13 protein-coding genes and 1 tRNA gene are annotated in these 13,322 nt (G+C 62.0%); 7 read left to right on the top strand and 7 right to left on the bottom strand.

The genetic code is table 11. From position 1 onward, the window contains the following. Positions 1-213: 213 nt before the first annotated feature. The 3 genes from P3T17_RS36390 to P3T17_RS36380 form a co-directional block, all read right to left on the bottom strand. Complete coding sequence (locus P3T17_RS36390) at positions 214-1,530, bottom strand: HlyC/CorC family transporter (protein WP_429286645.1); 1,317 nt, start codon at positions 1,528-1,530, stop codon at positions 214-216. 166 nt (positions 1,531-1,696) lie between these two features. Then, positions 1,697-1,773 (bottom strand) — tRNA-Pro (locus P3T17_RS36385). Positions 1,774-1,831: 58 nt separating this feature from the next. Further along, positions 1,832-2,824, bottom strand: coding sequence for a polyprenyl synthetase family protein (locus P3T17_RS36380; protein ID WP_074262539.1), 993 nt, complete (start codon positions 2,822-2,824; stop codon positions 1,832-1,834). A 215-nt stretch (positions 2,825-3,039) separates the two neighbouring features. Between P3T17_RS36380 and rplU the strand changes: the two genes are divergently transcribed. The 4 genes from rplU to proB all read left to right on the top strand — a co-directional run bounded on the left by rplU (position 3,040) and on the right by proB (position 6,142). Further along, a complete protein-coding gene (gene rplU / locus P3T17_RS36375) occupies positions 3,040-3,351 on the top strand; it encodes a 50S ribosomal protein L21 (RefSeq protein ID WP_007180329.1) in 312 nt (103 codons plus the stop codon). Between the two features lie 24 nt (positions 3,352-3,375). Further along, positions 3,376-3,639 (top strand): 50S ribosomal protein L27, encoded by a 264-nt coding sequence (gene rpmA / locus P3T17_RS36370; protein WP_074262538.1) that lies wholly within the window; start codon positions 3,376-3,378, stop codon positions 3,637-3,639. Positions 3,640-3,820: 181 nt separating this feature from the next. Continuing rightward, positions 3,821-4,945, top strand: a complete 1,125-nt coding sequence (gene cgtA / locus P3T17_RS36365) for an Obg family GTPase CgtA (protein ID WP_074262537.1) — start codon at positions 3,821-3,823, stop codon at positions 4,943-4,945. Between the two features lie 78 nt (positions 4,946-5,023). Next, positions 5,024-6,142 (top strand): glutamate 5-kinase, encoded by a 1,119-nt coding sequence (gene proB / locus P3T17_RS36360; protein WP_429286642.1) that lies wholly within the window; start codon positions 5,024-5,026, stop codon positions 6,140-6,142. 48 nt (positions 6,143-6,190) lie between these two features. Here proB and P3T17_RS36355 read toward each other — a convergent pair whose 3' ends face one another. Then, a complete protein-coding gene (locus P3T17_RS36355; RefSeq protein ID WP_074262535.1) occupies positions 6,191-6,742 on the bottom strand; it encodes a CNP1-like family protein in 552 nt (183 codons plus the stop codon). Between the two features lie 76 nt (positions 6,743-6,818). Next, positions 6,819-7,478 carry an RNA pyrophosphohydrolase gene (locus P3T17_RS36350; protein WP_429411766.1) on the bottom strand — a complete coding sequence of 220 codons (660 nt, stop codon included), beginning with the start codon at positions 7,476-7,478 and terminating at the stop codon, positions 6,819-6,821. 301 nt (positions 7,479-7,779) lie between these two features. Between P3T17_RS36350 and P3T17_RS36345 the strand changes: the two genes are divergently transcribed. Together P3T17_RS36345 and P3T17_RS36340 are read left to right on the top strand one after the other, a co-directional pair. Next, positions 7,780-9,516 (top strand): proline--tRNA ligase, encoded by a 1,737-nt coding sequence (locus P3T17_RS36345; RefSeq protein ID WP_074262533.1) that lies wholly within the window; start codon positions 7,780-7,782, stop codon positions 9,514-9,516. 12 nt (positions 9,517-9,528) lie between these two features. Next, positions 9,529-10,128: a MarC family protein gene (locus tag P3T17_RS36340; protein WP_074262532.1), complete on the top strand. Its 600-nt coding sequence runs from the start codon at positions 9,529-9,531 to the stop codon at positions 10,126-10,128. A 122-nt stretch (positions 10,129-10,250) separates the two neighbouring features. On the opposite strand, the gene P3T17_RS36335 is transcribed toward P3T17_RS36340, so the two are convergent. Continuing rightward, positions 10,251-10,802 carry a hypoxanthine-guanine phosphoribosyltransferase gene (locus tag P3T17_RS36335; RefSeq protein ID WP_429411763.1) on the bottom strand — a complete coding sequence of 184 codons (552 nt, stop codon included), beginning with the start codon at positions 10,800-10,802 and terminating at the stop codon, positions 10,251-10,253. 152 nt (positions 10,803-10,954) lie between these two features. Beyond that, positions 10,955-12,322: a signal recognition particle protein gene (gene ffh / locus P3T17_RS36330; RefSeq protein WP_074262530.1), complete on the bottom strand. Its 1,368-nt coding sequence runs from the start codon at positions 12,320-12,322 to the stop codon at positions 10,955-10,957. Between the two features lie 81 nt (positions 12,323-12,403). On the opposite strand from ffh, the gene P3T17_RS36325 reads away from it, so the two are divergent. Continuing rightward, entirely contained in the window at positions 12,404-13,321 is a 918-nt protein-coding gene (locus tag P3T17_RS36325; protein WP_429286639.1) for a cytochrome C assembly family protein, read from the top strand. The last annotated feature ends 1 nt before the right edge of the window (position 13,322 follow it).

Genomic DNA, 13,322 nt, shown 5'->3' with positions numbered 1-13,322 from the left:
AGGACTAGCGACCGCCTCGGCTTCAGTCGCGATGGCACGATTTGATAAGTTAACCGCAGCAACATGATTCACCGCGTGATGCGTGGGGGCCGCCGGCGCGGAACGGTAAGAGGATGACATTGGAAACCGGCTGGAGCCGCCTGTAGAACACAACGACTCCATCATCCGTTACGCCGGTCGCGGCCGCTATTCAGCCGGATGGCCAGGCGTGCCTCACGCCTCTCCGGTTAAGCGTCGCGGCGCCTTGCTCTTCGCCCCCGAGCGTGAACCGGGCTTAAATACCTTGACGGTGCGAACCGCCTGATCGTCACTGCGCATCACCTCGAGTTTGATCTCGCCAATCTGCACGCACACATCGCCGTCGGGGATTTCCTCGAGTACTTCCAGAATCAATCCATTGAGCGTTTTTGGCCCGTCGGTCGGCAGCGTCAACTGTAGCCAACGGTTCAGCTCGCGCAACGGCATGCTGCCCGCGACGATGCACTCGCCTTCCTCGTTCCAGCCGCCGCGCGAGTTTGCGCCTCGCGGAATCGACGTGGTGAACTCGCCGATCAGCTCCTCTATGATGTCTTCCGGCGTGACCAGACCCTGCAGTTCGCCATATTCGTTGACGACGAGCGCCGTACGGTGACGGCTTTCCTGGAAGTACTGCAACTGCTGGAACACTGGCGTGCCGCTCGGCACGAAATACGGTTCGGCCAGCAACTCGCGCAACGTCTCCCGCTCCAGTTCCTGGTTGTGTAGCGCTGACAGTGTCTTGCGCACATGCAGCACGCCGAGCACGCGGTCGATGTCGCCCTGATAGACGATCAGCTTGTTGTGATAGCAGGTCTCGAGCTGATGCAGGATCTGCTCGAACGGCGCGTCGAAATCGAGCGCCTCGATGCGGCGGCGCGGAATCATCACGTCATCGACGGAGATGTTTTCCAGATCGAACAGGTTCAACAGGATACTGCGGTGCTTGGTCGGCATGAAGCTGCCAGACTCGAGCACGATGGTCCGCAGTTCCTCAGTCGAAAGCCGCTGATCGTGCGCGCCTTTGGTATTGATACGCAGGATGCGCAGGATGGTGTTGGCGAACAGGTTGACGAACCAGACAATCGGCCTGGTCGCGCGCATCAGCGGTGCGATCAGCAGGCTCGCCGGCAGCGCGATCTTTTCCGGAAAAGTGGCGCCGACAATTTTCGGCGTGATCTCCGCGAACACGATGATCAGGAATGCGACGATGCCGGTTGCGATGGACAGCACCAGATTGTTGCGCCCGAACGTATGCAGCGCGACCGAGGTGGTGAGCACCGGGATGATCGTATTGAACAGATTGTTGCCGATCAGGATCACGCTCAGCAACTCGTCGGTGTGCGCGAGCAGCCCTTGCGTGGTTTTGGCGCCGAGTGCGCCCTGATTGGAGAGATGCTTCAGGCGGTGGCGGTTGAGTGCCATCATCGCCGTTTCGGAGATGGAAAAGAAACTGGAACAGATAAGCAGCAGGACGACGGCGCCTATCTGCGCCCATAAGGGTAGTTGTTCCACGTGTCGCGAACTGGTAGGGGGCCGGGATGGAAAGAATATAGCAGAGGGGATCGTGCGTGCCTTCCTGGCCAAAAGGCATAGGGACAACAAGGCTAGAAGCGCACCACGATTGCGCAAACGACAGGCGAAAAAAAACCGCACAACATTGCGCGGTTTTTTCAAAATCTGGTCGGGGTGAGAGGATTCGAACCTCCGGCCTCTACGTCCCGAACGTAGCGCTCTACCAGGCTAAGCTACACCCCGATTTGTACTGCTGGATACTGCCAACTCGATTCAGACTGGTTCGGCGTTTAAGTCCCGTTTAGGACTGTCTCGCCGTCGAGTAAGAACATAATTCTAGCAGGCTCTCTTTAAAAATGGAATCTGGGAACGAAGAAATTGCTGCAGCCGCGGCCTGGGCTTCCTGTTTCGCGCATTCCAGCGTGTGATCCAGCGCGCCGGAGCGGGTGATCGCCTCGAAAATGGTATCGAAACGGTCTGTGCCGCCTTGCTCGATCGCCTCGCGCGCGAGCGCCGACTGTTCCGGCGTGCCGCGTTCGATCAGGTAGATGAGCGGCAGTGTGGGCTTGCCTTCGCGCAGGTCGTCCCCGGCATTCTTACCCATGGATTCGGCTGTGCCGGTGTAGTCGAGCCAGTCGTCCATAATCTGGAAGGCTGTGCCGATGCGCCGGCCAAATTCCGCAGCCGCGGCTTCGGTGGTCGCATCCGAGCCTGCCAAAACCGCGCCGAGCTGGGCCGCCGCCTCGAACAGTTTGGCCGTCTTGTAGCGGATCACCTGCATGTAGCGCGCTTCGTCCACGTCGGCGTCATGCATGTTGAGCAATTGCAGGACTTCGCCTTCGGAGATGATGTTGGTCGCCTCCGAGAGAATCTCCATGACCCTCATTTTGCCGACCCCGACCATCATCTGGAACGAGCGCGAGTACAGGAAATCGCCCACCAGCACGCTTGCCGCGTTGCCGAACAGGGCGTTCGCTGTCTGACGGCCGCGCCGCAGGTCGGATTCGTCGACCACGTCGTCGTGCAGCAGGGTCGCCGTGTGGATGAATTCGACCACCGCGGCCAGTTCGTGCCGGTGCCCCGTCGTCTCACCCAGCGCGCCGGCCACCAGCAACAGCAGCGCGGGCCGCAGGCGTTTGCCGCCGGCGCTGATGATGTACTCGGAAATCTGGTTGATCAGCATCACCTCGGACGCCAGGCGGTGCCGGATGACGCGGTTCACCTGCTCCATGTCTTCGGCGATCGGAGCGAGCAGGCTGGCGGCGTTGGGAGAGGGGGTGGCAGTCGACGACATGATGGCTGAATTGGGTAGTGCCGCGAATTATAAGGCGAATCGCGACAGTTCCGGGCCGCAGCCTGCGGGATCGAAGCACGGCGCCGCGTCCGGCCGGGCTCTGCGAGGCCTTGCGGCGCCGGTCAATGAGTTTTGACCGCGCAGCTAACTCTATGTATAATCACGGGTTTCCGCGCGTGGTGCGTAGGAAAAATGAACACAGAGTGAGGTTCTCAATGTACGCGGTCATAAAAACCGGTGGCAAGCAGTATAAAGTTGCCGTCGGCGAAAAACTTAAAGTAGAACAGATACCGGCAGACATTGACGCTGAAATCACGCTCGACCAGGTTCTCGCAGTGGGCGAAGGCGAATCGATTAAGTTCGGTACGCCGCTGGTCAGTGGGGCTTCCGTCAAGGCTACCGTCGTGTCGCAAGGTCGTCACGCGAAAGTGACCATCTTCAAGATGCGTCGCCGGAAGCACTACCAGAAGCATGGCGGCCACCGCCAGAACTACACCGAACTGCGCATCGACGCGATCAACGCGTAAGCGCACCGGTTAAGGAGCTATCAAATGGCACACAAAAAGGCAGGCGGATCGTCACGTAACGGCCGCGACTCCGAGTCGAAGCGTCTCGGCGTGAAGGTTTACGGCGGTCAAGCCATCAACGCTGGCGGCATCATCGTACGTCAACGCGGCACGCGTATGCACCCGGGCGAAAACGTCGGCATCGGCAAGGATCACACCTTGTTCGCGCTGACGGACGGCCACGTCAAGTTCACGACGAAGGGCGCAGCGAAGAAGCAAACGGTCAACGTAGTCCCGGCAGCAGCCTGAGTTTATTCAGGCACGGGCTTCAGGACCGGAACAAAGGCCCCGCGAAGTTAGCGGGGCCTTTTTCATTCCAGGTTCACGGGTGAGAGGGGTGTCGTGAGTCCGCGCGGATGGCCGATCGGTCGATTGTCCAACGCACTGCGGGCACGGCAAAATAGCAACACGATACGGGACGGAGTTAGGCATGAAGTTCATTGACGAAGCGAGGATTGAAGTCATCGCCGGCGACGGAGGGGATGGCAGCGCGTCGATGCGCCGCGAGAAGTTCGTCCCGTTCGGCGGTCCGGATGGCGGCGACGGTGGCCGCGGCGGCAGCGTGTACGCTGTGGCGGACCGCAACATCAACACTCTGATCGACTACCGGTACGCCAAGAAGCATCTGGCGCGCAACGGCGAAAACGGTCGCGGTGCGGATTGCTACGGCAAGGGTGGCGACGACGTTACGCTGCGCATGCCGGTTGGCACGACTATCTCGGACATGGAGACCGGCGAGCTGATCGCCGACCTGACCGAGCACAATCAGAGCGTCCAGATCGCGCAGGGTGGCGCGGGTGGCCTCGGTAACCTGCATTTCAAGTCCAGCACGAACCGCGCGCCGCGTCAGAAGACCGACGGCAAGCCGGGCGAACGCCGCATGGTGCGTCTTGAGCTGAAGGTGCTGGCCGATGTCGGCCTGCTCGGCATGCCGAATGCCGGCAAATCCACCTTCATTTCCTCGGTGTCGAACGCAAAGCCGAAGATTGCCGACTATCCGTTCACCACACTCGCGCCGAATCTGGGCGTGGTGCGCGTCGGGCCGAGCCGCAGCTTCGTGATCGCCGACATCCCTGGGCTGATTGAGGGCGCCGCAGAAGGCGCCGGCCTGGGGCACCAGTTCCTGCGCCATTTGCAGCGTACGGGGCTGTTGCTGCACATCGTCGACATCGCGCCGTTTGATGCTGAGGTCGATCCGGTTGCGGAAGCCAAGGCGATCGTCAACGAACTGCGCAAGTACGACGAACTGTTGTACGAAAAACCCCGCTGGCTGGTCCTGAACAAGCTCGACATGGTGCCGGAAGACGAGCGTGAAGCGCGCGTCGCGGCCTTCCGCGACGGCTTTGGCTGGGACGGCCCGGTATTCGAAATTTCGGCGTTGACGGGTCAGGGATGCGAAGCGCTGACCTATGCGGTGTACGACTATATTGCCGCGCATTCGGACGCGCAGCGCCAGGCGGAAGCCGAAGATCTCGCCGCAGACGTGCGTTTCCGTGAGAAGCAACAGGGCGCGGCGTCGGGTGAAACCGGTGAGCCGGTCCAGCCGCAGGAATAAACGGGCATAGCTTGGGCGCCGACGTGTCCGAATAGGGCCGCCGGCCAGCATACGCATCATCTTGGGAGACCGCGCAGAATGCGTTCCGTCATCGCAGACTCCAGGCGATTGGTAGTGAAAGTCGGGTCGAGCCTCGTCACTAATGACGGGCGCGGCCTGGACCATGCCGCGATCGGCCGCTGGGCGGCGCAGATCGCCGCCTTACGGGCGCAGGGCAAAGAGGTCGTGCTGGTGAGTTCTGGGGCTATCGCCGAGGGGATGCAGCGGCTTGGCTGGACCAAACGCCCGCGCGAAATCGACGAGTTGCAGGCGGCTGCCGCTGTCGGGCAGATGGGGCTCGCGCAAGTGTACGAGAGCCGCTTTGCCGAACATTCGATCCGCACAGCGCAGATCCTGCTGACCCATGCCGACCTGGCCGACCGCGAACGCTATCTGAACGCACGTTCCACACTGTTGACGCTGCTGCGCCTGGGCGTGGTGCCGATCATCAATGAAAACGACACGGTCGTTACCGATGAAATCAAGTTCGGCGATAACGATACGCTGGGCGCACTGGTGGCGAATCTGATCGAAGGCGATGCGCTGATCATCCTTACCGACCAGCAAGGTCTCTTCACCGCTGATCCGCGTAAGGACCCGTCAGCCACGCTCGTCCAGCAGGCCGACGCTGGTGCACCAGAGCTTGAGGCGATGGCCGGTGGCGCGGGCTCGAGCCTCGGCCGCGGCGGCATGCTGACCAAGATTCTCGCGGCCAAGCGGGCGGCCCATAGCGGCGCCAATACGGTAATCGCGAGCGGTCGGGAGCCTGATGTGCTGGCGCGGCTCGCCACCGGCGAGGCGATCGGTACCCAGTTGATTGCCCGCACCGCGCGGATGGCGGCGCGCAAGCAATGGATGGCCGATCACCTGCAGGTGCGCGGACACGTGGTGATCGACGACGGCGCGGTCGAAAAGCTGACGGAAGGCGGCAAGAGCCTGCTGCCGATCGGCGTGGTCGGCGTGCAGGGCGCGTTTGCGCGTGGCGAGGTGATTGCCTGTTTAAGCGCGGCGGGACGCGAGGTCGCGCGGGGACTCACGAACTACAGCAGCGCCGAGACCAAGCTGATTCAGCGCCGCCCGAGTGGCGATATCGAAGGCGTGCTGGGCTATATGCTGGAGCCCGAACTGATCCACCGCGACAACCTCGTACTGGTCTGATATCACGCTAACCCGAAAGGAAAGGTAAGCGTGCAAACCGCGCGAAACTCAATGAAGTTGCGACGCCGCGGTACGGTGCATGCGTAAGTTATCGACGATCGTCTTGGCTGAACCCGTCGGAATCTTGTTCGCGCAGAAGTAGTCCTGATAGAGCGACGCCTGATAGCCATTCAGCGTACTGTCTTCGATACGTGCAAACGCCGTGGCGACGGTGTTGTCCCAGCCATCGTGATCCGCATTGAGAGCGGCGTACTGGCGCCACTCATAGGTATCGCAGCGAATTCCTTCGTAGTTCACGTTGTGCGCGCCGCTCGGGCTCGTCACGACCACCGTGTAGCGCACCACACCGTCATTGCCAACCGACAGCGATTTCGCGTCGACCGCAAACTTCAGCGGCGTGTTGCCGGATACATCGAACGGGATCAGATTTGAAGCCAGCGGCAGCGAGGGCAGTGTGTCGACCTTGTCTTCGGTCCAGTTAGGCTTGCGATCAAGCAGATACGTAAACGCGCTGTCATCCTTGTTGGTGGGGGTGTTCGAACAACCAGCCAGCAGGGCGCCGGTGGCGACGCACGCCACGACAAGAGCAAATGCTTTCAATATGATTTCCTCGAAACGCCGGCGCGGCTTTTCATGAGCCGCACCGGCAGATGCGGCGCAGAAAGCCGCACAGGGTTTAGTCGCGCAGACCTGGCTGGGTCAGGGTGTTGTCGGCAGGTCCGCAGTCGGACTCGATCGTCGTGCGAATCGTAGTCTCAACGGTTACGGTCGTTACCGACACTTCCTGCAACTCCGTCACGGTCGACGCTATCCGGGGATAGCGCGGCCCGTGATGGCCGCCAGGTTTATCCGAACGCGGCGCAGCACGGCGCAGAAAACGGGACAACTCCGTCAACGCCAACTGATACACATCCCGCTTGAACTCGATCACACAGTCGAGGGGTACCCAGTACTCGTTCCAGCGCCACGCATCGAACTCCGGATGATCGCAGGCGCGCAGGCAAATATCGCAGTCGCGCCCCACCATCCGAAGCAGGAACCAGATCTGTTTCTGGCCGCGGTAATGACCGCGTACTTCACGCTTGATGAACTTGTCCGGCACCTCATAGCGCAACCAGTCGCGCGTGCGACCGATGATCTTGACGTGCTCCGGAAGCAGACCGGTTTCTTCGTGTAACTCCCGATACATCGCTTGCACGGGGGTTTCACCATACTTGATGCCCCCTTGCGGAAACTGCCAGGAATGTTCACGGAGCCGTTTGCCCCAAAACACCTCGTTGTGCGCGTTCAAGAGGATGATGCCGACGTTCGGGCGAAAGCCTTCACGATCCAGCATACAACCACCTTCGAATCCTTTAAAATTGCTTTGATTATAAACAGATAACGGGCCTGACGCAGCGGATCGCTCTGGATTGGAATGATTCGCCGCAACATAGGCGCGTTTGCTATAGCCTTTGTCTGTGGGCCATCCGGCGCAACGGCGCCGTGGTGGCACGTATGGCGATGGCTTCGGCCTAAGGGTTTTTCACAGGTCTGCGAAGCGTTTGTGACGTCTTTGTCGCGCCTTTGTCGGGTTCCCCACCGTTTTCACCTTTCGGGCGGTCGCTCCGGCGCCGCCGCTTTTGGAAAAATTCTGAATGAAAGCTTCCCGTTTCTTTATCGGCACCCTCAAAGAAGCCCCGGCCGACGCCGAAATCGTCAGCCACCAGCTCATGGTGCGCGCCGGCATGATCCGTCGCGTGGCAGGCGGCATCTATAACTACCTGCCCGTCGGCCTGCGCTCGATCCGCAAGGTGGAAGCCATCGTGCGCGAGGAAATGAACCGGGCAGGCGCGATCGAACTGCTGATGCCGGCGGTGCAACCGGCCGAGTTGTGGCAGGAATCGGGTCGCTGGGAGAAATACGGGCCGGAACTGCTGCGTTTCAAGGACCGTAAGCAGTCCGATTTCGTGATCGGGCCGACGCACGAGGAAGTGGTCACGGACATCGCCCGCAACCAGATCAAGAGCTATCGGCAGATGCCGGTGAACTTTTATCAGATCCAGACGAAGTTCCGCGACGAGATCCGTCCGCGTTTCGGCGTGATGCGCGGCCGCGAATTCATCATGAAAGACGCGTACTCGTTCGATAAGGACCTGGACGGTCTGAAAGAGTCGTATCGCAAGATGTACGACGCGTACGTGCGCATCTTCACGCGCCTCGGTCTCGACTTCCGCGCGGTGGCGGCGGACAACGGGTCGATCGGCGGCAGCGGCTCGCACGAGTTCCACGTGATTGCCGACACGGGCGAAGACGCGATCGCTTACTGCCCGACCTCGGAGTTCGCGGCGAACGTCGAAGCGGCGGAAGCGCTGCCGCTGATCGCGCAGCGCGCCGCGCCCGCCGAAGAGATGAAGAAGACCGCCACGCCCGGCAAGGCAAAGTGCGAGGCCGTAGCCGAGCTGTTGAATATCCCGCTCGAGCGCACCATCAAGTCGATCGTGCTGGCGACCGAAAACGAAGGCGCCGAGCCGACGGTCTGGCTGTTGATGCTGCGCGGCGACCACGATCTGAACGAGATCAAGGCGAGCAAGCTGCCGGGTCTGGCTGACTTCCGCATGGCGACGGAAGCGGAAATTGTCGCGGCCTTTGGCACGCCTCCGGGCTATCTCGGGCCCATCAACACGAAGAAGCCGGTCAAGGTGATCGCGGACAGCACGGTCGCGAACATGAGCGACTTCGTGGTCGGCGCGAACGAGGTGGATTACCACATCACCGGTGTGAACTGGGGCCGCGATCTGCCGGAGCCGGTCGTCGCAGACATCCGCAATGTCCAGAAGGGCGACCCGTCGCCGGACGGCAAGGGCGTCATCGACATTTGCCGCGGTATCGAAGTGGGCCACGTGTTCCAGCTCGGCAAGAAATATTCGGAAGCCATGAACGCCACGTTTCTGGACGAAACCGGCAAGCCGCAGCGGATGGAAATGGGCTGCTACGGCATCGGCGTCACGCGTATCCTCGGCGCGGCGATCGAACAGAACTTCGACGACAAGGGCATCATCTGGCCGGAAGCAATCGCCCCGTTCGAAGTCGTGCTGTGCCCGATGGGCTACGACCGCAGCGACGCTGTGCGCGAGCAGGCCGACAAGCTGTATGCGGAACTGGTCGCAGCTGGCGTGGACGTGATCCTCGACGACCGCGGCGAGCGCCCGGGCGTGATGTTCGCCGACTGGGAGCTGATTGGCGTGCCGCACCGTCTGGTGATCGGCGACCGCGGCCTGAAGGAAGGCAAGGTCGAGTATCAGGCGCGCCGAGATACCGAAGCGACCCTGCTGCCTGTCGAAAGCGCCGTGCAGACGGTGTCGGAGAAGATCCGCGCAGCACTCGCGCATTAACCGGGGCGGACGGTGGAGTACAACTTCCTGTCTGCGACCGTCCTGCTCCTTCTGATCACCGACCCGCTGGGCAACATCCCGCTCTTTATCAGTTGCCTGCGCGGGGTGGCGCCGGATCGGCGGACCGTCGTCATCCTCCGCGAGGTGGCGATCGCGTTTGTGATCCTGCTGGTGTTCATGGTGGTCGGCGACCGCTTTCTGCGGATGATGAGCCTCACCGATCAGTCGTTGCGGATTGGCGGGGGCATCGTGCTGTTTCTGATCGCGATCCGCATGGTCTTTCCGCATCCGGACGGCCCATTCGGCAACGACACGCGCGGCGGCGAGCCACTGATCGTGCCGCTCGCGATCCCCGCGCTCGCAGGTCCGTCGGCGCTGGCAACGGTGATGCTGCTGACCTCGCAGGCGCCCGGCAAGACGTTCGAGTGGATCGGTGCGTTGACCGTGACCATGCTGGTTTGCGCGATTGTTTTGATGCTGGCGGAGCGCATCCAGAAGTGGCTAGGCGAGCGCACGATGATGGCGTTCGAACGGCTGATGGGACTCGTGCTGGTGGCGATCTCGGTCGAAATGATTCTCGGTGGGATCCGGTCCTTCGTGCATCAGCTGTGAGTTGCGCGTCGCCGGTTTCAACGCGCTGAGATCAACAAAAAAGCGGCCACGCAGGCCGCTTTTTTGTTGCCGGGCGCTGACCGCTGACCAGACCACAGCCGCTGCGGTTTGAGCGCAGTCCCTCACGCCCCATCGATCAAAGCACGAATCGTGGGCAAATTGCGCCAGTATCCCTTCGCATCCATCCCGCAGCCGAAGACATAGCGGTCCGGCACTTCGAAGCCACAGAAGTCCGGACGCAGCGGCTTGGCCTTCGGGATGATCTTCTCGCACAGCACCGCGCTCATGAAGCGTTTCGCGCCCATATCGAGGATGCGGTCGCGGATCGCGGCCATCGTCTCGCCTTCGTCGAGGATGTCGTCGAGCACCAGCACGACGCGATCCTTCACCGATTCGGCCGGCGCCACGCGCCACTGCATCTCGCTGCCACCCTTGGTGGTGTTGCGATAGCGGGTGAGGTGGATGTAGTCGAACTCAAGCGGGAAATCGAGGTGCGGCAACAGCATGCCGGTGAACACCGCCGCGCCGCCCATCACCGAGAGTACGAGCGGAAACTCCTCGCTCATTTCGGTGGCGATGGCCGCAGCCATTCCGCTGATCGACGCATTGACGTCGTGGGCCGAAACGATTTCTTCGGAGTGGCGGAATATGTGGAGAGCTTCTTCGCGATTCATGACGTCTGGCGGGCGGTAGCTGTATACATTAGTGTGAGAAATAACGACGGCGCGCGCTACAGCATATACCCGTGCGTCCCGAAACGCGCGCGCTGGTCGTTGGGACGATCCGGCGGACCCGGATCATCCAGCCCGAATGCAGGCAGCGAGGCCTAGCGCATGCCAGGCAGCATGCCCTTCATGCCGCGCATCATCTTCTGCAGATTGCCGCCCTTGAGCTTCTTCATCATCGTGCGCATCTGCTCGTATTGATTCAGCATGCGGTTGACCTCCTGCACCTGCACGCCCGCGCCCGCTGCAATGCGGCGCTTGCGGGTAGCCTTGATCAGCTCCGGCTTGGCGCGCTCAGTGGGCGTCATGGAATTGATGATGCCTTCCATGCGACGCATCTGCGACTCGGCCATGCCCATGTTAGCGCCGGCGGCGGCCTGCTGGAACTGCGCGGGCAGCTTGTCCATCAGCGACGACAGGCCGCCCATGCTCTTCATCTGCGTGAGTTGCGCGCGGAAATCGTTGAGGTCGAAGTCGCCGCCTTTCTTGACCTTGTTGGCGAGCTTCTGCGCGGCTTCCACGTCGACGCCGCGCTGGGCCTCCTCGACGAGGGCAAGAATGTCGCCCATGCCGAGAATCCGGTTCGCCATCCGGTCCGGATAGAAAATTTCCAAGCCGTCGAGCTTTTCGGCGACGCCGACGAACTTGATCGGCTTGCCGGTCACGTGACGCACCGACAGCGCCGCGCCACCGCGCGAGTCGCCGTCGAGCTTGGTAAGCACCACGCCGGTGAGCGGCAGCGCGTCGCTAAACGCTTTGGCGGTGTTGACCGCGTCCTGGCCGAGCATCGCGTCGACCACGAAGAGTGTTTCGGCGGGATTCAGTGTGCTGTGCAGCGCAGCGATTTCCTGCATCATCGCTTCGTCGATACCGAGACGGCCGGCGGTGTCGACCAGCAGCACATCGTGATAGTGACGCTTGGCCCAATCCACGGCGGCGCGTGCGATGTCCACCGGCTTCTGATCGGGTTCCGACGGGAAGAAATCCGCGCCGACCTGCTCGGTCACCGTCTTCAACTGCGCGATGGCAGCCGGGCGGTACACGTCGCACGAAACGGTCAGGACTTTCTTTTTGTATTTTTCGCGTAGTAACTTGGCAAGCTTGCCGACCGTGGTCGTCTTACCGGCACCCTGCAGACCCGCCATCAGGATGACAGCGGGTGGCGTGACGGCGAGATTCAGTTCGACCGCTTTGCCTTCGTAGTCGCCGCCGATGATCGCGGTCAGCTCGCGCTGCACCACGCCGACCAGCGCCTGACCAGGCGACAGGCTGCTGATGACTTCCTCGCCGAGCGCCTTCTCTTTCACCTTGGCGATGAATTCGCGCACGACGGGCAGCGCCACGTCGGCCTCGAGGAGCGCGAGGCGCACTTCGCGCAGCATCTCCTGGGTGTTCGCCTCGGTGAGCCGGGCTTCGCCGCGCAGCGTCTTGACGACGCGCGCCATCCGTTGAGTCAGATTGTCGAGCATGGGGAGCGATGAACTGTGCGGCCGGAGCAGGGCGCGACGCGGGACACGTCGCGGAGCAGGGGCCTAGTGTAAACTTCGAATATGGATATTGTACTGTATGCCCTCACTGCGCTCCTGTACGGCGGTCTCGCCGTCGCAGGCTGGCGCTCGCACCGGCACACCGCGTTGCGCCCGGTGCTCGAGAGCGTGCCCGCGCTGCCACCCGTGGCGAGCACGCCGTCGGTCGCCGCGTTCAGCGCGCCGGGCCGGTTGCTGCTGTTTGTAGCGCTGCTCGCACATGGCGTATTGCTGCATACCACCATCTTCCCGCAGAACGCTATGGTGTTCGGTTTCGCGTTCGCGCTCTCCGCGATGTTCTGGCTCGGCGCCGGGATCTACTGGATCGAAAGTTTTTTCTTCCCGCTCGACGGTCTGCAACTGCTGGTGTTGCCGCTCGCCTGCGTGGCCTCGCTGCTGCCGCTCGCCTTCGGCGGCGTGCGGGTGCTGTCGTATTCGGCCGCGCCGATGTTCAAGCTGCACTTTCTGATCGCCAATGTCGCCTATGGTCTGTTTGCGATTGCCGCGCTGCACGCGGTGCTGATGCTGCTGGTCGAGCGGCGCCTGCATGCGATGCGCGGCGGTGAACTGCAGCGCCAGGGCGCCGCGGCCGGCAACGGCTGGCTGTCGAGCTGGCTCGACACGCTGCCGCCGCTGCTCACGCTGGAGAAGCTGCTGTTCCGTCTGATCAGCGCCGGCTTCGTGCTGCTCACGCTGACCTTGCTCTCCGGGATTATGTTCAGCGAACAACTGGTCGACCGCGCGCTGCGGCTCGATCACAAGACCGTCTTTGCGATTCTCTCGTGGCTGATGTTCGGTGCGCTCCTGACCGCCCGCAAGGTGTCAGGGTGGCGCGGCCGTGCGGCGCTGCGCTGGGTGCTGGCGTCGTTCGTGGCGCTGCTGCTGGCGTACGTCGGTAGCCGTTTCGTTTTCCAGGTGCTGTTGCACCGTCCTGTAGTGTGAG

It is taken from the genome of Paraburkholderia sp. GAS82 (genome assembly GCF_050436285.1).
Classification (GTDB): domain Bacteria; phylum Pseudomonadota; class Gammaproteobacteria; order Burkholderiales; family Burkholderiaceae; genus Paraburkholderia; species Paraburkholderia phenazinium_B.
The sequence above is the reverse complement of the archived record's forward strand: the minus strand, read 5'-3'. Positions and strand labels throughout refer to the sequence as shown.